This window comes from Caballeronia sp. LZ062 (genome assembly GCF_031450785.1).
Taxonomy (GTDB): Bacteria; Pseudomonadota; Gammaproteobacteria; order Burkholderiales; family Burkholderiaceae; genus Caballeronia.
In genome coordinates this window covers 1,675,649-1,700,974 of sequence record NZ_JARTWB010000002.1, presented here as the reverse complement: position 1 = coordinate 1,700,974, position 25,326 = coordinate 1,675,649, and the positions used below count along the sequence as shown (strand labels likewise).

Below are 25,326 nucleotides of genomic sequence, written 5' to 3'. Positions count from 1 at the left end.
GACAGGGATGCATCCACGATCACAAGACCGCAAGGAGCCCGTCATGTCCGATATCGCCCTCGGCCGCGTGCCGATGACTGCGCAGACGCCCCAGCCGCCGGACCCGCCGGTGACGCCGCCCGATCAGCCGCCGCCGACTCCGATTCCGCCCGACACGAACCCGGACCCGACGCGCGATCCGCCCGAACCGCCGACGCAGCCAATCGGCGATCCGCCGCCGGGACCGAACGAGACGCCGCACGTGCGCTAGTGCCGGAGCAAGCGCCGGACGACCGATTCACTGAATTCGTGCAAGTCTTGAATAATCTTCCATCCCGAGCGTAGGGATTACAACGAACCAAGTACGAATGACCGGCGGCGCGCTGTGCCTCCGGTCTTTCTTCCGGAACCGCGCTGCCGGAACGCGTGACAGCGCATCGGTCCGACGCCGCCGAGGTCCATTCGCGACGGCCTTCTCTCTTGGAGGCATCAATGAGGCATCCCGCACTTCGACGCTCCGCGCGTCATTCATCCAAACGCGAAGCACGCGCCGAAGCCGCCAAGAACGGCGCCGCGCCGGGCTCGTCCACGCTGCCCGCCGATCACGATCCGGCCGGCCAGAACCGCCCCGCGCCTGGCGTTCCGCCCGATGGCGAGCATAACCAGGGCGGCGTGCGCTCCGAGGGCATCGACTATCAGCGCGACCTTGGTTCCGAGCAGGACGCGTGAAGCGCTGCCATCGCCGGCGCAACGACCATGAGCATAAACTTCTACGCGGCCCGGTATCTCCGCGCGATTTCGGTCGTCGGTAACATCTGGATACGAATTTTCCACTCGCTAGGGGAGTGAAACCAAAGCAGATCGGCATAGGACTTGCATGTTTCCCGTCGCCAATTCGAGCAGCAACGACAACTGATGGAGTGACGCTGTAATGAGCAGATTGATCGTGGTATCGAATCGCGTCGCGCCGGTTCAAGAAGGCAAGCCCAGCGCGGGCGGGCTCGCGATCGGCGTGCTGGACGCGCTCAAGGAGACGGGTGGCGTGTGGTTCGGCTGGAGCGGCGAGATCGTCGGCGAAGCGGCCGCGCCCGTCGTCGAAAAGAACGGCAACGTGACCTATGCCACCGTCGGGCTCACGCGGCGCGACTACGACCAGTACTACCGCGGTTTCTCCAACGCGACGCTGTGGCCGACCTTCCACTATCGCAACGACCTTTCGCGCTTCGACCGCGAAGAGTACGCGGGCTACATGCGCGTGAACGCGACGCTCGCCGCGAAACTGAAGACGCTGCTGCAGCCGGACGACATCATCTGGGTTCACGACTACCATCTGCTCGCGTTCGCGCAGGAGCTACGCAAGATCGGCGTCACGAACCCCATCGGCTTTTTCCTGCACATTCCGTTTCCGGTGCCCGAAGTCATGCGCACGGTGCCGCCGCACGAGGAACTGATGACGGCGCTGTGCCAGTACGACGTCGTCGGTTTCCAGACGGAGAGCGACAAGCAGTCGTTCATCGACTACATCGAGCGCAGCGGCCGCGGCCATTTCAGCGACGACGGCATGTTGCAAGCCTTCGGGCGCATGCTGAAAGTGGGCGCGTATCCCATCGGCATCTATCCGGACGCCATTGCGAAGGCCGCCGAGCAGTATTCGACTCGCAAGCAGGTCAAGAGCCTGCGCGACTCCATGCGTGGCCGCAAGCTCATCATGAGCGTGGACCGGCTCGATTATTCGAAAGGTCTCGTCGAGCGTTTTCAGGCGTTCGAGCGGCTTCTGCTGAACGCGCCTGGCTGGCACGGCCGCGTGTCGCTCGTGCAGATCGCACCACCGACGCGCGCCGACGTGCAGACGTATCAGCGCATCCGCCAGAATCTGGAAGGCGAGGCGGGACGCATCAACGGACGGTTCGCGCAGCTCGACTGGACGCCCATTCAGTACCTCAACCGCAAATACGAGCGCAATCTGCTGATGGCGCTCTTCCGACTGTCGCAGGTCGGCTATGTGACGCCGTTGCGCGACGGCATGAATCTGGTCGCGAAGGAGTACGTCGCATCGCAGGACCCGGAAGATCCAGGCGCGCTCGTGCTCTCGCAATTCGCGGGCGCCGCGGATCAGCTGCCGGGCGCGCTCGTCGTCAATCCGTTCGATCTCTCGCAGATGTCCGAGGCGCTGGAGCGCGCGCTCTCGATGCCGCTCGCCGAACGCCAGGCGCGCCACGCCGACATGATGGTGCCGCTGCGCAAGAACAACCTCTCCGTCTGGCGCGATTCCTTTCTCTCCGATCTGCGCAGCGTCGCGACTGCGACGTCGGTCACGGCCAAAACGGTCAAGACGGTGAAGCAGGGCGCATCCGAGGCCAAACGCCCCGCTCGGGCGTAATCCTTCGGCGATCGAATCGCTTCGGCCCCGCGCTTCGCGAGAAGCGCGGGGCTTTTCATTGGGCGGTGCCAGGCGCGGAACGGTCCTTGCGAATCCTTCTGCGACACATTCGAAGGAGATCGATGATGACTGGAAGCACACTGAATCCGCCGGAAGAGGGCGGCACGGAATGGGGCAAGGGACACGGCACGGGCGCGCTCGGCCCGAGCGATTCTTCGGACTCCGGCTCTGACGTGCAGGGCGAGATGCGCCGTCCGGGCGATATCGAAGACGAACTCGACGCCCACGCGCTCGGCCTGTCGGATGCGCAGCTCGACAGCGACAGCGACCGGTCCGGCACCGGCGAAGACGCGTCGGCCGACGGCGACAACAACCTCTTCGCTAACGCCGACATCATGCCCGACGGCGTAGAGGACGAAACCGAGATCAGCGACATGGCCGACGACGAAGCCGTCGATCCGGACGCGGACGACGAACGTCCCTGACGGTTCCGGCTGACCGGCCGCAGGACAAGGGCGCGTGCGGATGTTTCCGTGCGCGCCTTTTTTGCACGCGTCGCGCGAGGGACGCTAACATCGGCGGCTGGACCACCGAAGGCACGCTCGCGCCCGCCACTTGCCGATGAATCACGATCAGACGACCCACCTCGCCGAAGGCCGCACCAAGCGCTTCGGCTGGTTCTCGTGGGTCGCCGATCCCGTCGCGCAGTGGATTCAGGACCACTGCCTGATGTTCTCGGCGGCGATCTCGTTTTTTGCGGCGTTTTCGCTCGCGCCGACGCTCGTCATCGTGATCGCGGTGGCGAGCATCTTCTTCGGCGCCGACGCCGTGCAGGGGCGACTATTCGATGAGATCAGCGGCATCGTCGGCGCGGACGCGGCGCATACGCTCGAAGCGATCGTCGCGAACGCGTGGCACGCCGACATGGCGCGCAGCACCGCCGTGCTGTCCATCGTAGGCGTGCTGCTGGGCGCGTCCGCCACTTTTTCGTCGCTGCACAGCGCGCTCAACGTGATCTGGCCGACGCCTGTCGTCAGCACGCGCGAGAGCATCGTCGGGCTGTTGCGCGTGCGGGTCATGTCGTTCGCGCTGGTGGTCGGCGCGGGGCTGCTCGTCGTCGCGCTGCTTCTTCTGGACGCCCTCGTCGAAGTGCTCGGTCACTGGGCGCTCGGCGACGGGAATCCGTTCGTCGTGCTATCGAGCCTCACGCGCCACGCCATTTCGCTCGCGATGCTGATGCTCGCGTTCTCCGTTCTGCTCAAGTTTCTGCCGACGACGCGCATGCGCTGGCGCGACGCCGCCCTCGGCGCTGCCGCCGCCGCGCTTCTGTTCGAGGGCGGCAAGCGGCTCTTCGCGCTTTACGTTCAACATGCGGGCACGGCGAACATGTTCGGCGCGGCGGGATCGCTCGCCGTCATCCTTTTGTGGCTCTACTACTCGGCAGCGGTCTTTCTGCTGGGCGCGGAGCTTTCCGCGACGGCGGCGCGCAAGCGCACGCATCGCGAGTCCGGCTGGCGCTGACGAAAAAAAAGGCCGCCCGATAGGGCGGCCCGACATGGCGCTTCCTGCTGTGCTGCTCTGCGATTCGCTTGACCGGGTCTTCGCTGAGTGCAGGGAGCGCGGAAACTGTCAAGCCTGCCTGCGCAGTTCCGCAGGCGGCACCTTCATCAGATGCCGATACTTCGCCACCGTGCGGCGCGCGACGATCACGCCCTGATCCGCGAGCATCTTCGCAAGACTCACGTCCGAGAGCGGATCGCGCGAGTTTTCCTTCGCGATCATCTCCTTCAGGAGCGCGCGAACGGCTGCGGCCGAGCACGTGCCGCCGCTTTCCGTGCTGAGTTCGCGCGGGAAGAAGTGCTTGAACTCGAAGATGCCGCGCGGCGTCGACATGTACTTGTTGCCCGTTGCGCGCGAGATGGTCGATTCGTGCAGACCCAGTTCGTCGGCGACATCGCGCAGGACGAGCGGCTTGAGCGCGATCTCGCCGTAGTCGAAGAACGCCTTCTGATGCGAGACGATGCACTCGGCCACGCGCTGAATCGTCGTGAAACGCTGCTGCGCATTGCGGATCAGCCAGCGCGCTTCCTGCAACTGCTGCGCGAGCGGCGAACGGCTCGCGCCGGCCGACTGCGCAAAGAGTTCCGCGTACATACGGTGAATGCGCGCACGCGGCAGCACCGCCGGATTGATCGTCACGACCCACTGCTTCTTGACCTGACGCACGATCACGTCCGGCACCACGTAGTTGTCTTCGCTCTGGCCGTAGTTCTCGCCGGGCTTCGGATCGAGACGGCGCACGAGTGCGCACGCGATGCGCAGTTCCTCGGCGCTGCAGCCGATCTTCTTCTGCAACTCCGCCTGCTCGCGGCGCGCGAGCCGTTCCAGATGATGCGCGACGATTTCGCGTGCGACATTGCGGCCCGGCGTGCCTTCGGGCATCGCGTCGAGTTGCAGCGTGAGGCATTCGGACAGATTGCGCGCGCCCACGCCCGGCTTGTCGAGCGACTGCACGAGCTTGAGCGCGATGTTGAGTTCGTCTTCGTTGATGGCCGGCTCGATATCGACGACGTCGGCCAGTTCGCTCAGTTCCTGACGGAGATAGCCGTCGTCGTCGAGCGCCTCGATGATGAGCTGCGCGACCGCGCGGTCGCGTTCGTTGAGCTGATAGAGACGCAGTGCGTCGTGCAGCGTTTCGTGCAGCGACGGTTCGATGCGGACCCAGTCGGCGGGATCGGAGCCTTCGCCGTCGCCGTTGTTGCGCGACGCACTGCGCCCGAACGGGTCGGACGAGAACTCGCTGATGGAGTCGTCGCGCGAACCGCTATCCGCGCCGGAATCACCGTCCATGCTGCTTTCCGAGGCGAGCGGCGCTTCGGCGGGGCTGTCGGCGGCGGGCGAGAGCGCGGTATCGCTCATCGAGTTGCCGTTGTCCGCGCCGAGCGCGTTGTCTTCTGTTTGCGACTCGTCGTATTCGAGGAAGGGGTTCGTATCGAGCGCGTTACGCAGCTCCTGCTGAAATTCGAGCGACGAAAGCTGCAGCAGTCGAACGGATTGCTGAAGGCGCGGCGTAAGCGCGAGGCTTTGCTTGGTGCGGAGTTCGAGTGAAGGCGGCATTGCTTGCTAATCCTCGATGTCTTGACGGGGTCGATGTGTGTGCGGACCAGTTAAGCAACAGCCATGCCATCGATCGCTAAAGTCATGCTGAGCTTAGCTTTTTTCCTCCGGCACGCAGTCCAACGATGCGTGCGGCAGGCCTCTTTCACGCACTTTTTACACGGGCTCAGACAAAAGCACCGCGCGGGGACAGGCTTGGCGGACGGGCGTTTCGCGGCGGTTTGCGGTCACCGCCGCGCGTTGCCACGAGCACTCGCTCGGGCCTCCGGCGCCGCCCACAACGCGGCGTGCGCTGGCGAACGCGAGTTCGATTCGCCTGACCCGGCACGCAAGTTGCGTGACATTGACGGCGACCGGCGCGGCGACGCCGGCCGCGAAGTCAGGCAACGCGCCGACAAGCAGCAAAAACGGGGCGCCTCATCCATGTCACGCGAGCTTCGCGGACAAGACGGGGGCGCAAGACCAAAACTGAAAACAAGGAGTATTGCCATGAAGACGACTCAATTCCTCAAAGCAGCCGGTGGTATTGCATGCGTGATGTTCGCGCTCAGCGCAGGCGCTCAGACCAACTCGACGTCGTCCTCCTCGGGCTCGGATTCGTCCGTTGGCCAGAAAATGGATCAGGTCGGCAAGAAGGTCGATGACGGCGCCGTCACGACGAAGGTCAAGGCCGAACTGCTCAGCGCCAAGAACGTCAAGTCGACGCACATCCACGTGAAGACGCGCGGCGGCGTCGTCTCGCTGACCGGCACCGTGCCGTCGGCGGAAGACAAGACGAATGCCGAGCAGGTTGTCAAGGAAGTCTCGGGTGTTGCATCCGTGAAGAACCATCTCAAAATTGCTGCCGACTAACACGAAAGTGATGGCATAGTTCGTATGCCCGGCCTGCCTCGGCGGGTCAGGGCGCGAGCAACCGGACCCGCGCAGGAGTCCGATACGTGACCGAAAGCGGTCATGCATCGGGTTCCGGGCGCGGGTTCGCGCATGAGCGATCATGCCTTGCGGCTCGAAGCAGAAGATGCATCACCTCGCAGCATCGTTGACACCCTAAAAACAGGACGTCCGTTCAGGCGTCACTAGAGGCGGCCATGAAGCGTCGTACTGCGGCGCTCGAAGGCCCCGGCAAAAGGAGCTCTTGATGAAGACGAAGAAGATGGCATTGGTCGGCGCACTGGCGCTCGCATTCTCGACGGCCGCGTTCGCGCAGGCATCGGACAGCGCCGCGACGACGGACGCGGCATCCAGCACGCACGGCAAGAAAGGCACGTATCTGCATCAGCAGAACAAGAGCCACAAGCTGAAGGGCGCATCGGCGGCGGCTGCTGCTTCGTCGCTCGGCACGAACGACAAGGGCCAGCCGCACTAATCCGCAGCGGTTCGCGCTCGACAAAACGGCCACGCGAGTGGCCGTTTTGTTTTCCATCGCCGCATGAAAGCGGCGATGGCTTATGACAGCGATTCGCGCTTTAGGACTTCGCGGCCGCGTATTGATCGCGCAGATCGCGGATGCGATCGTGATTTTCGATCACGCCCTGATACTGGCGTTCCACCACGGCGCGGATATCGGCCGGCAGATCCTTGTCGAGCGCCTGGCGATAGTTCTTCTTAGCAGCGTCTTCACCGCGCTCGCATTCGGCCAAAATCGCGTGATCGGTCTGGTTCGTCACAGCGGACTTCACGTCCACCCAGCCGCGATGCAGCGCGCCGGAGATCGAGCCGCCGGTTTCCGGCTTGCCGCCCAGACGCTGCACGAGATTCTGCAGTTCGATCGCGCCTTGCGCGCACGCTTCCGCGCGGTTCTGGAACAACAGCTTGAGGCTCGGGTCACGCGTGTCTTCGGCAGCCTTGAGGAAACCCTTCTCGCCATCCTTCGACGTTTCGACGAGATCGTTCAGTACCGATACGACGTTCGTGCTCATATACACCTCCTTTTAGTGAAGTTGCCAAAGCGCGGTCCCGATATCGGGGGACGCGCTTGCCGCAATCCCTATTGCACGCGGCGTGCCCGGACGGGTTCTGTCATCGGTATCTGAAGCGCGCGAAGGTCGAAGCGGTCGAACTAAATCCCGGTGTCGTCATCGCTGCGCGCGCGATGTTCGAACTGTCTTACGACGACGCGCGCCTCTCCGTCATCGAGCGCGCGATTCACGGGACCATCGTCGCGTTGCAGATCGATATCTACGATGCCACTGCGCGCCGTCCGGTGCTCGACTTGACGGCAACCGCGGCGCGGCACATCGGCACAGGCCTTGCTCTGCTTGCGGCATTCGTCCTAAGCACGGCCAACGAAGCCGCGCAACGACAAGGCACCAGGAGAATCGATGAAACCGTCCCGCGCGCTCGCGTATCGCGAGCTTCTCGTATTCGTTGCAATCGTGGCATCGGCGATCACGCTGCACGTGCGCGAACGGAGCGTCGTCCGTTCCGCGACCGTCCTCGCGCCCGTCACGGCTCTGTGCGAGCCGTGCGCGCACGGTTCGCCGCGAGCGCGTCTGCGTCCCGCCGATTGCGACGTGCGCGCGCACGCGCCGGCGGTGCGCATCGCGCGGCCGTGGGTTTGAAGCCGCGCGTCGCTCGGTAGAACGAAAAAGCGCCCGGCGAGAACCGGGCGCTGTGTCTTCTGCTCTTCGACCGCGACGCTAGCTAGGCGCGAGGCCGCGCGTACTGATCCACCGGTTGCGGCGGCTTGAGCGGATCGAAGTCGCTCCAGCGGCCTTGCTTCCAGCGGCCCGACGCGCGTTCGATATCGAGGCCGCCGGCTTCGCGGAGAATCGACGCGGCGCGGTCGTACGTCTCCGGCGACACGTGCACGGCGACCAGCACGCCGGAGTGGCGCGTCGGCTCCTCGGCCTGCTCGGTCGAACCGGGCTTCTTCTTCGTATGCGACATGGCGCCCGCGAGCGAGCCGATATACGCGCCGACGCCGGCGGCGACGACCGATACGAGCAGCGGCGCCTTGAAGACCGCGAAGATCGCCGCGCCGATGATCGCGCCGATGACCGCGCCGATGGTCACGCCCTTGCCGGCGCCCTTCGGCGCGGCGCCCGCGCCTTTGTCCGTGTGCACGTCGCCGCCTATCGGGAAGCGCGCGTGCTGTCCGCTCGGGGTGACGAAGAAGAGCGTCACGTCCTCTTCAACGAAGCCGTTCGCGAAGAGCCGCTGGGCGGCCGTTTCGGCGGCAGGAAAAGTCTGGAACCGGCCCGCGATGATCAGGGACATGTTTCCTCCTTTTTAGTGTCGGTTGGTCGGATGCGGCTCGCAGAGCGCGAAGCCGTTGAGGGACGCAAACGGAGTCATTCCGGTTCCATGCCCGCGACGCGGAAAAGCCCGCTGCGCAGCACGACCGACTGTCCGCCGTTGTCGTCGAGCGCCTCCGCGCACACGGCGCGAATGCGCGCCGCGCCGCTTTCGAACGCGGGCAGCAGGTCTTCTTCGCGAGGCGACTTGGCGCCGAAATGGTCTTCGAGCGCCTCCGCGCTGATGGAGCAGACGACCGCTTCGCCATCGACGAGCGCGGTGAAGTGGATCGCCAGATCGTCGCCGTTGAAGACGGGGGGATCGTCGGAAAACGTGATGTGCATGGTCGAGTCCTCATAAGCCGGACGGGGGCCGGCGGACGCGCGAACGAACAGGGCGTCCGCGCGGTCGAGAAGGTGCCCGGCGCTCATGACGCCTTCGCCTTGGCTAGTTGTTGTGCCATTGCGTAGTGGTGACGGAGGATCGGCAGTGCCTTCGCCGCCGCCGCCTTCAACGCGGCATCGTTGCCTTTTTCGCTCTCGTTCGCGAACAGCTCGACCGCCTTCTGATGCGCGGCCAGCGCGACTTTCTCAATATAGGCCTTGTCGAACTCGGCCCCCTGGAGATTTTGCAGACTGCCGGTGACGGACGAATCCGCGCTCGGCGGCGACGTAATGCCGTGACGCTTCGCGATCACATCGAGATTGCGCGCGAGCTTCGCGTGGTCCGCGATCATTCGCTGTGCGAAGTCCTTCACCTGCTTGTCGCCCGAGCGCGTGAGCGCCAGCTTGCTCGCCGCGATCTCGGTCGCGCCCGCGGTTCCGGCGTCCTGAATGAACTGCTGGTCGGTCGCGGACAGCTTTTGCGATTGCGGCGCGTTCGCAGGCGTGCCGGCGCTCGCGGCGTCTTCGGTCTGGGCTTGCGCGAACGTGGCGCAGGCCGCGAGTAGAAGGGCGATGAAACGGCTGGCGCGTGGCATCGGCGTCGCTCCGGTTCGCATGTCGAGCCGGCGCATTCAGGCAGCGCGCGCCTTTGCGAGCGCCTCGATCAGCGCCTGATTGAAGGCAGGCAGGTCGTCCGGCTTGCGGCTCGTGATGAGATTGCCGTCGATCTGCACTTCCTGATCGACCCACGTGCCGCCCGCGTTGCGCACATCGTCCTGAAGGCTCGGCCAGCTCGTCATGGTGCGGCCCGCGACGATGCCCGCCGAGATCGGCAGCCAGCCGCCGTGGCAGATGACGGCGAGCGGCTTCTTCGCCTGATCGGCTTCCTTGACGAAGGCCTGCGCTTTCGCGTCGAGGCGGATGGCGTCACCGTTCACCACGCCGCCTGGCAGCACGACGCCGTCGTAGTCGGCGGCGGTCGCTTCGTCGAGCGTGCGGTCCACCTCCACTGCGTCGCCCTTGTCGACGTGCTTGAAACCCTGGATCTGGCCGGGCTTCTGCGAAATGACGTCGACCTGGGCGCCGGCTTCCTTCAGCGCGCGCTGCGGCTCGACGAGCTCGGCCTGCTCGAAACCGTCGACGGCGAGGATCGCTACCTTGAAGCCGTTGAGGGAAATCGCCATGAACACACTCCTTTCGTTGCTCGTTTTCGGATGGTCGCGCATTGGACACATGCGCGGATTCACGTCCGAAACGAAGAGCAAGGGATGTGCCCAGTTGGTCGGCTTATTGCCTCGGATGAATGCAGAAGCCGGCGTGATGAGCGGCGGCCGGGCCGCTTCTATTTCCGCTTCTCACGCGGCTTCGACGCTGCGCTTGCCGGCAAGCCGCAGCATGCTGACGACGGCCGCCGCCGCCGAAAACGCCGCCGCGACCGCGAGCGCAATCAGCGGCCCGCGATGCGGCTCCACGCCGAAGATCAGCGCCACGAGCGCGGCGCCGAGCGTTTGTCCGGTCAGGCGCGCAGTGCCGAGCATGCCGCTCGCGCCGCCGCTGCGATGACGCGGCGCGGACGAGAGCATCTGCCGATTGTTCGGCGACTGAAACAGGCCGAAGCCGAGCCCGCACACGGCCATGCGCCAGGAGATATCGAACGCGCCCGGATGCGCGCCGACGGTGGCGAGCAGCACGAGGCCCACGGTCAGCACCGCGAGCCCGATGCCGCCCAGCAATCCGGCCGGATAGCGGTCGGAGAGCATGCCGGCGAGCGGCGCGACGAACACGATCACGAGCGGCCACGGCGTCATCAGAAAGCCGGTCTGGACCTGACTCATGCCGAAGGTGTCCTGAAGCAGGAAAGGCAGCGAAACGAAGGCGAGCATCTGCGCGCAGAACGAACACACCGACGTGCCGATGGACAACGCGAACACCGGAATGCGCAGCAGATCGACGGGCAAGAGCGGCGCGCTTTGCGTCAGTTGCCGCCGCACGAAGATGTAGCCGATGACGCCCGTCACGATGAACTCGCCGATCACGAACGGGCGATGCTCGCCGTGCCCGAGACCGTCCACCGCGACGATCGCGATGCCGAAGAACAGCGCGTTGAGCACCGCGCTCACGTAGTCGTACGGCTGCCGGTGCCCGGGCGTGCGCGGCAGCGCCTTCATGCCGATGGCGAGCGCAACGACACCGATGGGCACATTGATCGCGAAAAGCCACGGCCACGACGCGACGGACAGCACGCCCGAAGCGACGGTCGGACCGATCACCGACGAAATCGCGACGACGGTGGCGTTGATGCTCACGCCGCGCCCGAGCTGCTTCTGCGGATAAATCATGCGGACGATGGCCGTATTCACGCTCATGATTCCCGCCGCGCCGAAGCCCTGGACGACGCGCGTGATCGTGAGCGCGACGAGCGAACCGGACAGCGCGCAACCGAGCGACGAGATGGTGAAGAGGGCGAGGCCGCCGAGATAGACGCGCCGGTAGCCGATCCGGTCGCCGAGCGAGGCGAGCGGCAAGAGAGAGATGGTGACGGCGAGCTGGTACGCGTTGACGACCCAGATGGACGATGCGGGCGTCGCGGACAGATTGCGCGCGATGGTCGGCAGCGCGACGTTGGCGATGGCGCCGTCGAGCACCGCGAGCGTGATGCCGAGCGCGACGACGGCAATCGCCCAGTAGCGTTGGGGAAGCGGAAGGCCTTGGTCGGAATCCATCAATGGACGTTCAGTGGCGAGGCGGCGCATTGTATGACGCGCCGTTTTCAATTCGCTTGTGGCGGATGCGGCGGCCGCGCGCCTTGCGCGGCCCGGCTCGCCCGCCACCCGCGCGTTACTTCAGTTCGTAGAGACCCGTGTACGTCGCCGAATCGATCTCGTTCAGATGCGTCATGAAGCGCGCGACCGCGTTGGTCGCGTTCGGATCGAGCGGCAGCTTTTCGGCCTGCAGCGCGTGAATGCGAAAGATATAGCGATGCGGCTTGTCGCCGCGCGGCGGCGCCGCCCCGCCGAAGCCAACCGTGCCGTAGTCGTTGCGAAGCTGCAGAGCGCCCGCGGGCAGCAGGCTGCCGTCCGCCTTGCCCGCGTTGCGCGGCAGTGCGCGGACATCGGCCGGGATGTTGACGACGACCCAGTGCCAGAAGCCGCTGCCCGTGGGCGCGTCGGGGTCGTAGACGGTGAGCGCGAAGCTCTTGGTGTCGGCGGGCGGGTCTTCCCATTGGAGCGCGGGAGAGAGGTTGTCGCCGGCCGTGCCGAACGCCTGCATGTCGAGTTCCTGCGCGCGGGTCATGAAACCGTTCGCCGGAAATTCGTCGGACCAGATACGGAAATCAGCCATGAGAATCGTGCCTCCTTGTAAGCGATGGAGCGTGCCCCGCATCGCGCGGCGCTCGTTCGATGCGCGAAGCGTCGCAGCGAATGTGCCCGCGATGGAAGCTCGAGGGAGCCACAGAGCGCAGCGGGAGCCCGACGCACGCGCGGGGGAGCGCGTTGAGTGTAGCATCCGCCCCCGAATTCCACCGGCGCATTCCAAGGTCCGCGCGCCAGGCGCGGAAATATGGCGCGCTGCGATATTGAGATAGACTCGCAGCCCGAGAAAGCGCCATGACGACGGCGCGAGCCGAGAGGAAAACGATGCCAAACGACCCGCGCCGCGCCGCTGGACAGTTCACGCCGGCACCCACGCACGAAGACGCCGCCGACATGTTCGATCTTGCGCCCGTTTCGCTCTGGCTCGAAGACTTTAGCGGCGTGCGCGAACAGTTCGACCGCTGGCGCGAGGCGGGCGTCACCGATCTGCGCGCGTTTCTCGCGAAAGACGCCTCGCGCATCGCCGAGTGCTCGTCGCTCATCCGCGTCGTGAAGGTGAATCAGCGCACGCTGTCGCTCTTCGGCGCGCGCGAGATCGACCATCTCGTGCAGAACCTCGGGCGCGTGTTTCGCGACGACATGCTCACCACGCACGTCGACGAACTCGAACAACTCTGGTCGGGCAAGCAGCGCTTCGTGAGCCAGACTGTCAATTACACGCTCGACGGCCGGCGCCTCGACGTGCTGCTCAAAGCCGTGATTCTGCCGGGTCACGAGGACACGTGGAGCCGCGTGCTTGTGACCATCGAGGACATCACCGAACTCGAGACCGTGCGCCGCAAGGCCACGCAGAGCGAGCGCTACGCACGCGGTCTCTTCGAGCATTCGCCGGTGTCGCTGTGGGTGGAGAACTTCAGTGCGGTGAAGACGCTCCTGGACGACGTGCGCGAGCGCGGCATTGTCGACTTCCGCACCTTCGTGAGCGTGCATCCGGAATTCGTCGAACGCTGCATGCAGGAGATTCACGTTCTCGACGTGAACCAGCACACGTTGCGCATGTTCGCCGCGCCCGACAAGGCGACGCTGCTCGCGCGCTTGCCCGAAATCTTCCGCGACGACATGCGGCAGCACTTTCAGGAGCAGCTTATCGACCTGTGGGAGCACAAGCTCTTTCATCAGCGCGAAGTGGTCAACTATTCGCTCGACGGCAACGAGGTGCACGTGCATCTCCAGTTCTCCGTCTTTCCCGGCCACGAGGCAGGGTGGGATCTGGTGCTCGTCGCGCTGACGGACATCACCGCGCGCAAGAAAGCCGAAGCGTACCTGGAGTTTCTCGGCAAGCACGACGTGCTCACGAAACTGAAGAACCGCTCGTTCTATGACGACGAAATCAACCGGCTGGAGCGCAAAGGGCCGTTTCCGGTGACGGCCATCGCCGTGGATGTGAACGGACTCAAGGGCGTGAACGATCAGCTGGGTCACGCGGCGGGCGACGCGCTCTTGCGGCGCGCGGGCGAAGTGCTCGGCAAGGCGATAGAGAAGCCGTATCACGCGGCGCGCATTGGCGGCGACGAATTCATGGTGCTGCTGCCCGGCACCGACGAGCGCGGCGGCGACACGGTCATGGACAGCATTCGCCAGTTGCTCGAAGTGAACAACCAGTTCTACTCGGGCATGCCGTTGAGCTTCGCGATGGGCGCGGCCACCATGCAGGACGGCGAGCGTCTCGAAGCGATGCTGCAACGCGCCGACGCGGCGATGTACGCCGACAAGCGCCGGCAGTATGCGCAGGGGTCGGGCGAAGACGCGTGAGGCAGCGGCATCGCGCTACTGCGGCGCTGTGACTTCGTCGATACCGCGGGTGAGCGCGGGACAAGCCTCGTCGATTTCCTTCTTGTACTCCGCGGGATTGCTCGCCTTCAGCTTGTCGAAGCGGTCCACGGTTGCCTGCGCCTGGCGGTAGCCGAGCGTCCACTCGGCGTCGAAGTCCGGCGCATCGGCGAAGTTGGCCCGCGCGGCGTCCTTGAACCGCGCGACTTTGGCCGCATCGATATGACAGATATCCGCCGCGCCGCGCGCGATGTTCGCGCTCGTCATGACGCCTTCGGCAGCGAGCAGTTGCGGCCTCGATGGATGACCGGGCGGAAGCTGCGCTTGCGCCGACGCGGCCACGCAAAAGAAGGCGAGAGACGCGGCGCGAAGGCGCAAATGCGGCACGCGCGATGAAAGCAATCGGCTGAGGGAACAGGGGAAATAGGGCATCGGAAAAGTATAGATGAAGCCGTTCAAAGCAGGGCTTTCCTGAGCAAAGAACGCGCTGACCCCCATGCTAGAATCGTTTCCCAACGCCGTTCTCAGACGCAAAAATGAAAAAAGCAAGCAAGGCCGCCAGCGATGCGAACAAGGCCGCCAGTGCTGCGTCCGCGCCGGCGGCGCCCGAAGGGCGGCGCAAGTACGATCCTCTTGAGACGAAGCGCAACATTCTGGACATCGCCACGCAGGAGTTCTCGGCGATGGGTCTCACGGGCGCGCGTGTCGATGCCATCGCCGAGCGTACCAACACCACGAAGCGCATGCTGTACTACTACTTCGGCAGCAAGGAAGGGCTGTACGAGGCGGTGCTGGAACAGGTCTACGGCGACATTCGCGCGCTGGAACAGGAACTGAACCTCGCGGAGATGGACCCCGAACAGGCGCTGCGCGAGTTCGTGGGCTTCACGTTCGATTACCACGACAAACATCGCGATTTCGTGCGCCTCGTGACCATCGAGAACGTGCACGGCGCGAAGTACATCGAGCAGTCGAAGACCTTCAAGTCGCGCAATGCCACGGTCGTCAAGACCATCGAAGATCTCATCGCGCGTGGCGTCGCGGCAGGCCGCTTTCGCGATGACGTCGATCCGCTCGACCTGCATCTGATGATCAGCGCGTTCTGCTTTCATCGCGTGGCGAATCGCCATACGTGGAGCGCGGCGTTCGGGCGCGATCCGTCGGGGCCGCGTTCGCGGGCGCGGCATCGCGAGATGATCGTCGAGGCGGTGCTCTGCTACATGCGGCGCGAAGACTAATTAAAACGGCGGCTCTTTTGCGAGGCCGCCGTTTTTTCATGAGCGCGTGCGGCTAGGCGTCCGCGTTCAGCAGAGTCTGGAAGTGCGCGAACATGCGCTCGGCGTCCGGCTCGCGTCCCGTGAAAATGCGCAGCGCATCCACCGCCTGACACACCGCCATGCCGCCGCCACTCACTGTGCGGCAGCCCAGCGCCTTCGCCGTCTTCAGCAATTCGGTCTCGAGCGGGAAGTAGACGATCTCCGCGACCCACAAGTCCTTGTGCAGATACTCGGCGGGCAACGGCATGCCGGGCAGCTTCGCCATGCCGGTCGGCGTCGCGTGAATGAGGCCGTTCGCCGCGCGCAATGTCTCGCGCAGGTCGCCGCCGCTCGTCACTTCGCGATCCGGAAAGCGCGCCGCCAGTTCCGCTGCGAGCGACGATGCGCGGGCTTCATCGGAATCGAAGAGCGTGAGCGCGTTCGCCCCCATGACGAGCGCCGCATGGGCGACCGCCGCGCCCGCGCCGCCCGCGCCCAGTTGCACGACGCGGCCGAGCGGCGCATTCGGCAAACCGCGCTGGAACGCGCGCGCAAAGCCCGACCAGTCCGTGTTGTAGCCGATGCGCTTGCCGTCCTTCAGCACGACTGTGTTCACCGCGCCGAGCGCGCGGGCGTCTGGGTCCAGTTCGTCGAGCAATGGGATCACGCTTTGCTTGCAAGGATACGTGATGTTCAGGCCGTCGTAGCCCATGCGTTCGGCGGCGATCAACAGGTCGGGAAGCGCGGACGGATCGAGGTTCAGCGCCTGCAGGTCGATGCGCCGATACACGTAATTCAGCCCGAGCACGCGGCCTTCCTGTTCGTGCATGGCGGGCGTCAACGATCCGGCGATGCCCGAGCCGATCAGTCCGATCAGATACGAAGTTTTGCTGGTCATGCGAGTGCTCCCGCGAGAAGAGGCTAGACGCTCGCACCTAGCGTACAGCAGTGAAAGAGGGCGCGATGTTGCAGTGCGGCGATAGATGCGCAGTGTGCGCGCGTGCGCGAGTCGTGTCGTTCGGTATTTTCACGTATTTTGTACCATCTGGTTAGTTTGTTATCCTCGCACATAATGACGTGGATTGCGTGCAGAGCGCCTACACTCTAACGGTCCACCCCGTAACGAAACGCACGAATGCAACGAGGAGGCAGCGATGCCGCGTTCCATCCCGACATCCATCGCGACGGTATCCATCAGCGGGACGCTCGTCGAAAAGCTGAAGGCGATCCGCGCGGCGGGCTTCGACGGCGTCGAGATCTTCGAGAACGACCTGCTTTACTTCGACGGCACGCCCGCCGATGTGCGGCGTCTCTGCGAAGATCTGGGCCTCGCCATTTATCTGTTCCAGCCGTTCCGCGACTTTGAAGGCGTGAGTCCCGAGCGGCTTGCGAAGAACATCGAGCGCGCGAAGCGCAAGTTCGAGCTGATGCACGAACTCGGCACGAACCGCATGCTCGCGTGCAGCAACGTGTCGCCGGACACCATTGCGAACGACGCGCTGATCGTCGATCAACTTGGCGTGTTCGCGCGCCTCGCCGGGGAAGCGGGCATGATCGTCGGCTATGAGGCGCTCGCGTGGGGCCGTCACGTCAGCTCGTACAAGCACGCATGGCGGCTTGTCGATGCGGTGAATCACCCGAATCTCGGCCTCGTGCTCGACAGTTTCCATACGCTTTCCATTGTCGATTCGGTCGACGAGATTGCCGCGATTCCGGGCGATCGCATCGCGTTCGTGCAGATCGCCGATGCGCCCGTGCTCTCGATGGACGTGCTCGAATGGAGCCGCCACTATCGCTGTTTTCCGGGGCAGGGCGCGTTCGACGTCGCGGGCTTCACGGCGCGCGTGCTCGAAGCGGGCTACACGGGGCCGCTTTCGCTCGAAATCTTCAACGACGGCTTTCGCGCCGCGCCGACCGCGATCACCGCGGCGGACGGGCATCGCTCGTTGCGCTTTCTCGAAGAGCAGACGCGCGCGGTCATGGGCGAGCGCGCGCCCGCCGAACTCTTCGATCCGCCCGCGCCGCCCGCGCACATCGGCTTCCAGTTCCTCGAATTCGCCGTGGACGACACCACGCGCGAACACGTCGCCGGCTGGCTGCGCAAGCTGGGCTTCCGGCTCGCGGGGAAGCACCGGTCAAAGGACGTGACGCTGTACCGGCACGGCGCAGGATCGATCGTGCTGAACGCCGAAGCGGATTCGTTCGCGAGTGCGTTTTTTCAGCAGCATGGCTTGTCACTGTGCGCGTCGGCGTTTCATGTCGATGACGCGAAGTGCGCATTCGAGCGCGCCGCCGCTTACGGCTCCAAGCCGTTTTCGGGGCGCGTGGGACCGAACGAGCGCGTGGTGCCGGGCGTGCAGTCGCCTGACGGCAGCCTCGACTATTTCGTCGATGAAGCCCCCGGCGCGCCGACGCTGTGGGAATCGGATTTCGTGCTGACGGATATCGACGGGCCGTATGAAGTCGGGCCGCTCGCGCGCATCGACCACGTATGCCTTTCGCTGCCCGCCGAAGCGCTCGATACGTGGGTGCTGTTTTTCCGCAGCGCGTTCGGCTTCGAGACGGAAGCGAGCGTGCTCGTGCCGGACCCCTACGGCCTCGTGCGCAGCCGCGCCGTGCGAAGCCGCGACGGCTCGGTGCGCATTGCGCTCAACGCGTCGATGGATCGCTATACGGCGGTCGCCGAATCGCTTTCGACGTATCGCGGCTCGGGGCTCAACCATGTCGCGTTCAGCACGCCTGACATCTTCGACGCTATTCCGCGTCTCGCCGCGGACGGCGTCCGGTTCCTGCGCATCCCGCGCAATTACTACGACGACCTCGTGGCGCGCTACGGCCTGCCGGACGAGCAGATCGACGCGATGCGCGAACACAACATCCTCTACGACCGCGACGAACGCGGCGGCGAGTTCTTTCACGCTTACACGGAGCAGCTCGATCAGCGGTTCTTTCTGGAAGTGATCGAGCGGCGCGGCGGCTACGACGGCTACGGCGCGGCCAACGCGGCGGTGCGGCTCGCGGCGCACGCGCAGCAGCAGCGCGCCCGCGACGCTTCGTAGAGCGAAAGCCGACGTCGAAAGCCGACGCGAACTCGCGCGAAACGCGGCCTATCATGGAGACATGACGGCAGCGGCAAGCAGGAGGTCGCCATGCTCGAACTTTCCGACGTTCTCATCGGCGTGGCGGCGCTCGCCGCGCTCGGCCTCGTGTTGCTCGCACATGACTGGCGCGATGAATATTGCGAGCGGCGGGCGCATCGGGCGGGCGCGGCAATGCACGAAGCCGCGCCGAGCCATTCATTGCGCGACTGGTGGCTCAAGCACCGGCATTGAGAGAAGCGCAGCGGCGCGCCGCTAACTGCCTGCCGCCGCGAGCGGTTCGCCGGGCACGGCGCGTTCGCCGTCAGGCGTGGCCGATGCCGCTTCGAACGCATCGATATACAGATACAGCCGGTGAACGGTCTGAATCTGCGTGGGAGACAGATGTGCCTGGCGCGTGATGGCTGCAATCCGCCCGCGCCAGTACGAGGGCGGCAGCAACGGACCGCCGAGATCGCACGACAACGAACGGCGCAACACCTTCTGAAGGTGCGCAAGGTCCTGGTCTGCCAGCAACGCCGAAAACGCGCCCTGGAGCTTGAGATCGGAAATGGGGTCGATGTGTCCGATGGCGGCGCGCTTGTCCGGAACTTGATAGGGACAAACCCGCGGTTTTCTCGCCAAACCTTTGCGCTAATTCATTTTTGCGCGGCGTCCGCATGGCCGTCGATACCGTTTGCTATACTCTGCGCTCTCGCCAGCCGGACGCCGCTTCGGTTCTCGGCGGGACGTGCGGTCCGCTCCCCGTAGTTCAATGGATAGAACGAGTGCCTCCTAAGCGCTAGATGCAGGTTCGATTCCTGCCGGGGGGACCACGATAGCTTCCCCCCTTGCGCCGCTTCTCTCATGGTGACAGCCGCTCTAACGCGCGCTTGTCGAACGATTCTCCGTTGCAAGGCTTCGATGGAACGGTGAACGCTCATTCTCGGACTCGGCAGTAAGCTCACGCTTGGGCGTCATGCACCGCGCGTTGAAAGTCAGCCGAGTGCGTGAAGTCACGCAAAACATCGGATGCAACTCCGCTCGGCCCGGCGCGGTCACACGGGCAGACCAGCACACGGCGCCCAGCGTTCAACCCGCCACTTCCGCAACGAAGTCACGGTAAGCGTGCAGCGGACGGCCCAACATGCCGACGAGACGCTCGACGTCGCCCGCTTCCGGCACCATGCCGTCGCTCACATAGCGCTCGGCCATCAGGCGCATCTCGTAAGCCATCCACTTCGGCATGGAACCCGAGAGGTTCTGCTCGAAGGCGCCGGGATCGTCGCCGCCGTAGCCAACCGGACGGCCGAGCACGTCGGACCAGATGGACGCGAGTTCGGGACCCGTCAGCGTGTGCGGACCGACGAGGTTGATCGTCTCGACAGGAAGCCTTTCCGCAGCCTCATTGCGGCGTATCAGTTCGATAGCCGCGACCTCCGCGATATCGCGCGTGTCGACCATCGCAACGCCCTTGCTTCCGATGGGCATCGGATAAACGCCGTGGTTCACGACGACATCCTTGATCATCAGTTTATTGTCGATGAAGTAAGCGGGGCGCAGGATGGTGGCGCTGAAGCCCATCTGCTCGATCATGCGTTCCGCGCCGGACTTCACGGCGAAATGCGGCACGTTGACGAATCGCTCGGCGTGCATCACCGAGAGGTACACCACGCGCTCGACCCCGCACTCGCGGGCGATGTTGAGCGCGATCAGCGCCTGCGTGAATTCATCGCCTGCAACCGCGTTGAGAAGGAACAGCGTGCGCACACCGGCGAGTGCGCGGCGAAGCGAATCGATATCGAGCATATCGCCTTGCACGACGGCCACCTCGCTCGGGAAACGCGCTTTCGACGGATCGCGCACGAGCACGCGCACGTCGGCACGACGACTGACGAGTTGATCGACGACCTGGCGACCGACGCGGCCCGTGGCACCGGTAACGAGAATAGTCATGATGGGACTCCTTTGTGGGTTGCGGTGCATTCAAGGTAAGTGATCCACTGGCGGTCCGGAAGATGCTATAATGAGACGCGGCGTCTCAAATGTGGAACGCAGACCGGAATCGACATGGACCTTCTTGCTCTTGCTGACTTCAATCTCGTCGCTCGTCACGGCAGCTTCGGAGAGGCGGCGCGTGAGTCGGAGCGGCCGAAAGCGACGCTGTCGCGCAGAGTCACCGAACTGGAAAACGACTTGCGCATCCGCCTGTTCGAGCGTGGACCGCGCGGGGTGACGCTGACTCAGGAAGGGCGCGCGCTGTACGAGCGGACGGGCGCGCTGCTCGCCGAACTCACCGAGAGCGCCGCAGCCATCGCATCGGGCAGCGACGAGCCTCGCGGCCGGTTGAGGATCAGCGCGCCTGCGCTCTTCTCGCAGATTGCAATGGGAAAGCTGGTCGCTTCGTTCGTCCTGAAGTACCCGGACGTTCGAGTGGAAGTCACGACGGAAGATCGCCCCGTCAACATGATCGAGGAAGGGTACGACCTCGTGATCCGCGTGAACCCCGAAGCGAACGAAGGTCTGATCGGGCGGATCTTCCTGCGCGACCGGCTCGTCGTGGTGGCCGACCCGGCGCTCAGGCGACCGACCGCGAAAGCCAGCGTTCGGGCTGTCGTTCGCTCATCGCCCGATCAGAATGCGTTCTGGGATGTCGTCGACGCTCGCCGGAAAACGCGCATCTTCGTCGAGCCGGTCGCCCAGTTGTCGTCGCTGGTCATGGTGCGTGACACGGTCCGTCTCGGCGCGGGTGCCGCCTGTCTGCCGTTATCGCTCGTGAGCCGGGACATCGCTTCTGGAACGCTCGCGTACTGGGGCGACGTGGACGGCCCGGAAATCGCGCTTTGGGCGCTGTATCCCTCGAGACGTTTGCTGAGCACGCGTGTTTCCGCTTTTCTCGATCACATCAAGTCAGCGTTTCCCTTGGGCACCGCGGAAGAACTCGCAGCGCTGGTCGAATGACCGCTGATCCCGGCGTTTCCGCGGCTTCTGCGCTAAAGTCCGATTCGCTTCTCGCCTGAATTCCTCTCACTGGAGACGACCATGTCTGTCCTTCAATTCGCCGAATCGTTCGACCTCGAAGCCGCTTTCAGCGGTGTCCATGAACACTGGTCGCCGAAAGTCGTCGCGCAGGTCAACGATCAGTACGTGAAGGTCGCCAAAGTGCGCGGCCAGCTCGCCTGGCACGACCATGCGAACGAAGACGAGCTGTTCTTCGTCGTTAGTGGTCATCTGAAGATCCAATATGAAGGAGGCCGAACTGTCGAGCTGCCCGCAGGATCGATGCATGTGGTGCCGCGCGGCACGCTGCATAACCCTGTTGCCGACGAAGAATGCTGGATCGTTCTGATCGAGCCTGTCGAAACGAAGCACACCGGGGATGTGCAATCGCCGCTCACAAGGACGATCGAGGAACAGTTGGGCCAAAGGCCCTGAGGCCGCACCGCGCGGGACATGGTGCATACGGTGCACGAGCACGCATCGACGCCGACGGCTTACGACATCGTCAGGCGCCGCAGGCTAGAATCACGTTCGAAAAATAACCGCGTTCCGGCGGTCCTCGAGTGCCGTCAGACGGCGGCTGCGGCTCCAACGAGGACAAAAATTGAACATCGAGCGCCCCACCGTAAGCAACGTCAGGCCTTCTTTCAGCGACCATTCGAACGACATCTTTTTCGCGGCTGTTTCGACGACACGCATGCCCATGCTCGTCACCGATCCGAACCAGCCCGACAACCCGATCGTGTTCGTCAACGCCGCGTTCCTCAACCTGACGGGATTTACCGTCGAGGAACTGATCGGCAACAACTGTCGGCTTCTTCAAGGGCCGGAGACCAGTCGTGCAACCGTGTCCGAGATCCGCGACGCCGTCGCGCAGGGCCGCGAAATCAATATCGAGGTGCTGAACTATCGCAAGGACGGGTCGACGTTCTGGAATGCGCTCTTCATTTCGCCGGTCAGGAATGAAGCCGGCGAGATCGTGTACTTCTTCGCATCTCAACTGGATATCAGCCGCCGTCGCGATGCCGAAGAGGCGCTGCGGCAATCGCAGAAGATGGAAGCGCTGGGCCAGTTGACCGGCGGCATCGCGCACGACTTCAACAACCTGCTGCAAGTGATGAGCGGCTATGTCGATGTGATGAAGCTGGGCATCGAAGAGAGATTCGATCTGAGCCGGTTCGTCATGCCTGTGGAGCGGATGCGCGATGCGATCACGCGGGCGTCGACTCTTACGCAGCAACTGCTCGCGTTCGCGAGGAAGCAGGAGTTGCGCGGCCGGATCATCAATCTCAACGCGCGGCTCGCCGATATCAGAGAACTGGCGGAAAACACTTTCGGCGACAGCGGCGCGTTGCATTTCGTCCCCGACCCGGCGCTGCGCAACTGCCAGCTCGACGCTTCGCAACTCGAAGTGGCCGTGCTCAACCTTCTTTTGAACGCGCGCGACGCGCTGCACGGCAAGGGCAATCCTCAAGTCACGGTGCGTACCGGCAATCTGTCGCTCACGGACCGCCGGCCCATCGGTTTCGCGCAACTCACGCCCGGCGAGTACGTTTGGGTTTCCGTGAGCGACAATGGCGCCGGCATTCCCGCGCATATTCTCGCGCACGTGATGGACCCTTTCTTCACCACGAAGGAAGAGGGCAAGGGAACCGGCCTTGGGCTGTCGATGGTCTATGGTTTCGCCAGGCAATCGGGCGGCGCTGTGGACATTTACTCGGAGCCGGGCCACGGCACGACCGTCCGGCTGTACTTTCCGGCAGTCGCGGCCGAACCTTCCACGGACCAACGACAAAGACGTCCCGCCGAGTCGGCGCACAACGAGACGATCCTGGTCGTCGATGACCGGCCCGACGTAGCGGAAGTGGCGGCGATGATTCTGCATCAGGGCGGATACAAGACGCGCGTCGCACACGGCGCGCATGACGCGCTCGAACTGCTCGGCCGCCATCCTGAGATCGAACTGCTCTTCACGGACCTGATCATGCCGGGCGGCATGAACGGTGTGATGCTCGCTCAGGAAGCGAAGCGGCGAAAGCCGCAGCTTCGCGTCCTGCTGACGACCGGATACGCCGACACGTCCATTGCCAGAAACGATATCGACGGCACCGAGTTTCCGGTACTGCACAAACCGTATCAGGCGATCGAACTGCGGGCGGCGATATCGCAGGCGCTGCATAACCCCGGCACGGACAGTTGAAGGGGCGCTTCGTGATCGCGTCGCCGTGGCTTGGCCAAATCGCTCAGGCCGTCCATGCGTGCGGCTGAAACACAGCTTCGAGCGGCGGCTGAGTGACGCTCGCGGTGTTATTGGTCATCGTCGACGCAGCCACGACCAGAATGACTTCGAGCACGAGTGCCTGATCGAAGCCCGCCGCGGTGAACGACGCGATATCGTGTTCGTCCACGCGGCCACGCCGTTCGATCAATGCGCGTGCCAGACGAGAAAGCGCTGCAAGTTGAGCGTCCTCCGGCAGGCGGCGTTCGCGAATAGCGTGCACGTCGGCGTCGGCCAGCCCTGCCTTCAACGCGAGGAACGAGTGGAACGCTACCGGCCACGCCGATCCGTTCGTCACGGCATTCGTGAGCAGCAAGGTCTGGATGTGCGCTTCCGTGAAGCTGCCGCCGTGAACTTGCTGGAACACACCGGCGAGCCCGTTGATCAGCTTCGGCGAACCGGCCATGGCGCCCGCGATATTGGGCACCATGCCGAACGCCTCGGCTAGCGCACTAAGCGCGGGCTTCGATTCTGCGGGCGCGGAGTCGAGCGTATGAATGGGATAGCGAGTCATGTGAAGTCCCTGAAAGTTGACGAGTCGCGCAAGAGATTCGAGCGACAGAGTCAGCTTAGCGATGCTCATGCGGCTCGCCAATTACATGGCATGTCATCAGAGTCCACACTCATTGGCGCGCTGCTTTCAGCAACTCGACATGCCGCGCTTCGGTTTCCTCGTCGGCGGGAAACATGCACTCGATCCGCACTTCCTGCGCGGCAATCGTCGACGGCGTTTCGACAGTGGTGATCATCGAGAAGTAGTTCAGCACCGTGCCATGCCTGACGAAGCCCATGGGGACTACCGGCAGCGTGGACGAGGACGACGCCATGGCGTGTGAGCGCCATTCCGGGCGCACGCCGGGATAAGCGAAGAGCGCATCGAGCAGTCGCTGCGTATCGATATCGATGACGCGCCCGACCGCTTCACGATGCACGCGCTGAATCAGATTGAGCGCCACGGTCTCCCAGTCGGCGATATGCGGGCGCATGCCTTCGGGCTCGAACATAAGATGCAGCATATTGCGCGGTCCCGTGCGTGCCGCCATATCGATGAAACAGTTGAAGAAATCCGGCGCAGCGCGATTCGTCAGGAGTACATTCCAATATCGGTCCATGACGATAGCGGGGAATGGCTCGTGCTGCTGAAGCATGCGCTTGGCGGCACTCATCACCACGGACATTTCATTGTCGTTCCATTTTGCGTCGGAATACATCGGCGCGTAACCGGCGGACAGCAAGAGCGCGTTGCGCTCACGCAGCGGAACATCCAGCGACTGCGCGATAGTCAGCAGCGTTTGCCGTCCTGGCACGCTGCGCCCGCTCTCGATAAAGCTGATCTGGCGCTGCGAAATGCCCGCAATTAGCGAGAGTTCGAGCTGGCTGACCCCGCGCACTTCCCGCCAGTGACGGAGCAGCCCGCCTAATTCGGTGGAGGCCCGTTGGTGAAGCGGCGATATGCTCATGGTCTTCCTCATGTG

General features: G+C 64.2%; 30 protein-coding genes, 1 tRNA gene and 1 pseudogene. 17 read left to right on the top strand and 15 right to left on the bottom strand.

The genetic code is table 11. The annotated features are described in order from the left end of the window. Nucleotides 1-43: 43 nt before the first annotated feature. The 5 genes from P9239_RS14045 (at nt 44) to P9239_RS14025 (ending at nt 3,880) form a co-directional block, all read left to right on the top strand. A complete protein-coding gene (locus tag P9239_RS14045) occupies nt 44-250 on the top strand; it encodes a hypothetical protein (protein ID WP_309751806.1) in 207 nt (68 codons plus the stop codon). Nucleotides 251-471: 221 nt separating this feature from the next. Then, nucleotides 472-708, top strand: coding sequence for a hypothetical protein (locus P9239_RS14040; protein WP_309751805.1), 237 nt, complete (start codon nt 472-474; stop codon nt 706-708). Nucleotides 709-910: 202 nt separating this feature from the next. Beyond that, nucleotides 911-2,359, top strand: coding sequence for an alpha,alpha-trehalose-phosphate synthase (UDP-forming) (gene otsA / locus P9239_RS14035; protein WP_309751803.1), 1,449 nt, complete (start codon nt 911-913; stop codon nt 2,357-2,359). Between the two features lie 122 nt (nt 2,360-2,481). Further along, a complete protein-coding gene (locus P9239_RS14030; RefSeq protein WP_309751800.1) occupies nt 2,482-2,844 on the top strand; it encodes a chemotaxis protein in 363 nt (120 codons plus the stop codon). A gap of 136 nt (nt 2,845-2,980) precedes the next feature. Further along, a complete protein-coding gene (locus P9239_RS14025; protein ID WP_309751798.1) occupies nt 2,981-3,880 on the top strand; it encodes a YihY/virulence factor BrkB family protein in 900 nt (299 codons plus the stop codon). Nucleotides 3,881-3,988: 108 nt separating this feature from the next. Here P9239_RS14025 and P9239_RS14020 read toward each other — a convergent pair whose 3' ends face one another. Beyond that, nucleotides 3,989-5,476 carry an RNA polymerase factor sigma-54 gene (locus tag P9239_RS14020; protein WP_309751796.1) on the bottom strand — a complete coding sequence of 496 codons (1,488 nt, stop codon included), beginning with the start codon at nt 5,474-5,476 and terminating at the stop codon, nt 3,989-3,991. Nucleotides 5,477-5,965: 489 nt separating this feature from the next. On the opposite strand from P9239_RS14020, the gene P9239_RS14015 reads away from it, so the two are divergent. After that, nucleotides 5,966-6,328 carry a BON domain-containing protein gene (locus P9239_RS14015; protein ID WP_309754052.1) on the top strand — a complete coding sequence of 121 codons (363 nt, stop codon included), beginning with the start codon at nt 5,966-5,968 and terminating at the stop codon, nt 6,326-6,328. Nucleotides 6,329-6,614: 286 nt separating this feature from the next. Next, a complete protein-coding gene (locus tag P9239_RS14010) occupies nt 6,615-6,842 on the top strand; it encodes a hypothetical protein (RefSeq protein WP_309751794.1) in 228 nt (75 codons plus the stop codon). A 100-nt stretch (nt 6,843-6,942) separates the two neighbouring features. Here P9239_RS14010 and P9239_RS14005 read toward each other — a convergent pair whose 3' ends face one another. After that, on the bottom strand, nt 6,943-7,395 hold the full coding sequence (locus P9239_RS14005; RefSeq protein WP_309751792.1) for a PA2169 family four-helix-bundle protein: 453 nt from the start codon (nt 7,393-7,395) through the stop codon (nt 6,943-6,945). A gap of 53 nt (nt 7,396-7,448) precedes the next feature. On the opposite strand from P9239_RS14005, the pseudogene P9239_RS14000 reads away from it, so the two are divergent. Next, a pseudogene (locus tag P9239_RS14000) lies at nt 7,449-7,688 on the top strand (spermidine synthase); the annotation flags it as partial. 109 nt (nt 7,689-7,797) lie between these two features. Beyond that, nucleotides 7,798-8,037: a hypothetical protein gene (locus tag P9239_RS13995; protein ID WP_309754179.1), complete on the top strand. Its 240-nt coding sequence runs from the start codon at nt 7,798-7,800 to the stop codon at nt 8,035-8,037. Between the two features lie 82 nt (nt 8,038-8,119). Here the strand turns inward: P9239_RS13995 and P9239_RS13990 are convergent, their stop codons facing one another. From P9239_RS13990 to P9239_RS13965, 6 genes are all read right to left on the bottom strand, one after another. After that, complete coding sequence (locus P9239_RS13990) at nt 8,120-8,695, bottom strand: hypothetical protein (protein ID WP_309751790.1); 576 nt, start codon at nt 8,693-8,695, stop codon at nt 8,120-8,122. Nucleotides 8,696-8,769: 74 nt separating this feature from the next. Then, nucleotides 8,770-9,144 carry a DUF1488 domain-containing protein gene (locus P9239_RS13985; protein WP_309751788.1) on the bottom strand — a complete coding sequence of 125 codons (375 nt, stop codon included), beginning with the start codon at nt 9,142-9,144 and terminating at the stop codon, nt 8,770-8,772. After that, the gene (locus tag P9239_RS13980; protein WP_309751786.1) at nt 9,141-9,692 is read right to left on the bottom strand and encodes a DUF4142 domain-containing protein; all 552 of its coding nucleotides are present in this window, start codon (nt 9,690-9,692) and stop codon (nt 9,141-9,143) included. Before P9239_RS13980 ends, P9239_RS13985 begins: the two co-directional genes overlap by 4 nt. A 36-nt stretch (nt 9,693-9,728) precedes the next feature. Beyond that, complete coding sequence (locus P9239_RS13975) at nt 9,729-10,280, bottom strand: type 1 glutamine amidotransferase domain-containing protein (protein ID WP_309751783.1); 552 nt, start codon at nt 10,278-10,280, stop codon at nt 9,729-9,731. A gap of 171 nt (nt 10,281-10,451) precedes the next feature. After that, nucleotides 10,452-11,819: an MFS transporter gene (locus P9239_RS13970; protein ID WP_309751781.1), complete on the bottom strand. Its 1,368-nt coding sequence runs from the start codon at nt 11,817-11,819 to the stop codon at nt 10,452-10,454. A gap of 115 nt (nt 11,820-11,934) precedes the next feature. Next, nucleotides 11,935-12,438 carry a YbhB/YbcL family Raf kinase inhibitor-like protein gene (locus tag P9239_RS13965; RefSeq protein WP_309751778.1) on the bottom strand — a complete coding sequence of 168 codons (504 nt, stop codon included), beginning with the start codon at nt 12,436-12,438 and terminating at the stop codon, nt 11,935-11,937. Between the two features lie 296 nt (nt 12,439-12,734). Between P9239_RS13965 and P9239_RS13960 the strand changes: the two genes are divergently transcribed. After that, nucleotides 12,735-14,222 (top strand): diguanylate cyclase domain-containing protein, encoded by a 1,488-nt coding sequence (locus P9239_RS13960; RefSeq protein WP_309751776.1) that lies wholly within the window; start codon nt 12,735-12,737, stop codon nt 14,220-14,222. A 15-nt stretch (nt 14,223-14,237) separates the two neighbouring features. Here P9239_RS13960 and P9239_RS13955 read toward each other — a convergent pair whose 3' ends face one another. Continuing rightward, the gene (locus tag P9239_RS13955) at nt 14,238-14,507 is read right to left on the bottom strand and encodes a hypothetical protein (protein WP_309751773.1); all 270 of its coding nucleotides are present in this window, start codon (nt 14,505-14,507) and stop codon (nt 14,238-14,240) included. 269 nt (nt 14,508-14,776) lie between these two features. On the opposite strand from P9239_RS13955, the gene P9239_RS13950 reads away from it, so the two are divergent. Next, nucleotides 14,777-15,478 (top strand): TetR/AcrR family transcriptional regulator, encoded by a 702-nt coding sequence (locus P9239_RS13950; protein ID WP_309751770.1) that lies wholly within the window; start codon nt 14,777-14,779, stop codon nt 15,476-15,478. A gap of 52 nt (nt 15,479-15,530) precedes the next feature. Here the strand turns inward: P9239_RS13950 and P9239_RS13945 are convergent, their stop codons facing one another. Continuing rightward, nucleotides 15,531-16,394 (bottom strand): shikimate dehydrogenase, encoded by an 864-nt coding sequence (locus P9239_RS13945; RefSeq protein ID WP_309751768.1) that lies wholly within the window; start codon nt 16,392-16,394, stop codon nt 15,531-15,533. Between the two features lie 268 nt (nt 16,395-16,662). On the opposite strand from P9239_RS13945, the gene P9239_RS13940 reads away from it, so the two are divergent. Then, the gene (locus P9239_RS13940) at nt 16,663-18,555 is read left to right on the top strand and encodes a TIM barrel protein (protein ID WP_309754050.1); all 1,893 of its coding nucleotides are present in this window, start codon (nt 16,663-16,665) and stop codon (nt 18,553-18,555) included. Nucleotides 18,556-18,645: 90 nt separating this feature from the next. Then, on the top strand, nt 18,646-18,828 hold the full coding sequence (locus P9239_RS13935) for a hypothetical protein (protein WP_309751766.1): 183 nt from the start codon (nt 18,646-18,648) through the stop codon (nt 18,826-18,828). A 21-nt stretch (nt 18,829-18,849) separates the two neighbouring features. Here the strand turns inward: P9239_RS13935 and P9239_RS13930 are convergent, their stop codons facing one another. Beyond that, nucleotides 18,850-19,218 (bottom strand): hypothetical protein, encoded by a 369-nt coding sequence (locus P9239_RS13930; protein WP_309751764.1) that lies wholly within the window; start codon nt 19,216-19,218, stop codon nt 18,850-18,852. A 116-nt stretch (nt 19,219-19,334) separates the two neighbouring features. Between P9239_RS13930 and P9239_RS13925 the strand changes: the two genes are divergently transcribed. After that, nucleotides 19,335-19,409: transfer RNA gene (locus P9239_RS13925), tRNA-Arg, on the top strand. A 256-nt stretch (nt 19,410-19,665) separates the two neighbouring features. Here P9239_RS13925 and P9239_RS13920 read toward each other — a convergent pair. Beyond that, nucleotides 19,666-20,529: an NmrA family NAD(P)-binding protein gene (locus P9239_RS13920; protein ID WP_309751762.1), complete on the bottom strand. Its 864-nt coding sequence runs from the start codon at nt 20,527-20,529 to the stop codon at nt 19,666-19,668. Nucleotides 20,530-20,643: 114 nt separating this feature from the next. On the opposite strand from P9239_RS13920, the gene P9239_RS13915 reads away from it, so the two are divergent. Together P9239_RS13915 and P9239_RS13910 are read left to right on the top strand one after the other, a co-directional pair. Further along, a complete protein-coding gene (locus P9239_RS13915; RefSeq protein WP_309751760.1) occupies nt 20,644-21,534 on the top strand; it encodes a LysR substrate-binding domain-containing protein in 891 nt (296 codons plus the stop codon). Between the two features lie 81 nt (nt 21,535-21,615). Beyond that, nucleotides 21,616-22,008, top strand: coding sequence for a cupin domain-containing protein (locus tag P9239_RS13910; RefSeq protein WP_309751758.1), 393 nt, complete (start codon nt 21,616-21,618; stop codon nt 22,006-22,008). A 90-nt stretch (nt 22,009-22,098) separates the two neighbouring features. Here the strand turns inward: P9239_RS13910 and P9239_RS13905 are convergent, their stop codons facing one another. Beyond that, nucleotides 22,099-22,272 carry a hypothetical protein gene (locus P9239_RS13905; protein ID WP_309751756.1) on the bottom strand — a complete coding sequence of 58 codons (174 nt, stop codon included), beginning with the start codon at nt 22,270-22,272 and terminating at the stop codon, nt 22,099-22,101. Here P9239_RS13905 and P9239_RS13900 point away from each other — a divergent pair. Next, nucleotides 22,271-23,773 (top strand): histidine kinase famiy protein, encoded by a 1,503-nt coding sequence (locus P9239_RS13900; RefSeq protein ID WP_309751754.1) that lies wholly within the window; start codon nt 22,271-22,273, stop codon nt 23,771-23,773. The genes P9239_RS13905 and P9239_RS13900 overlap by 2 nt on opposite strands. A 43-nt stretch (nt 23,774-23,816) precedes the next feature. Here P9239_RS13900 and P9239_RS13895 read toward each other — a convergent pair whose 3' ends face one another. Together P9239_RS13895 and P9239_RS13890 are read right to left on the bottom strand one after the other, a co-directional pair. Then, the gene (locus P9239_RS13895) at nt 23,817-24,365 is read right to left on the bottom strand and encodes a carboxymuconolactone decarboxylase family protein (protein WP_309754048.1); all 549 of its coding nucleotides are present in this window, start codon (nt 24,363-24,365) and stop codon (nt 23,817-23,819) included. 109 nt (nt 24,366-24,474) lie between these two features. Next, on the bottom strand, nt 24,475-25,311 hold the full coding sequence (locus P9239_RS13890; RefSeq protein WP_309751751.1) for a helix-turn-helix transcriptional regulator: 837 nt from the start codon (nt 25,309-25,311) through the stop codon (nt 24,475-24,477). Nucleotides 25,312-25,326: the final 15 nt, after the last annotated feature.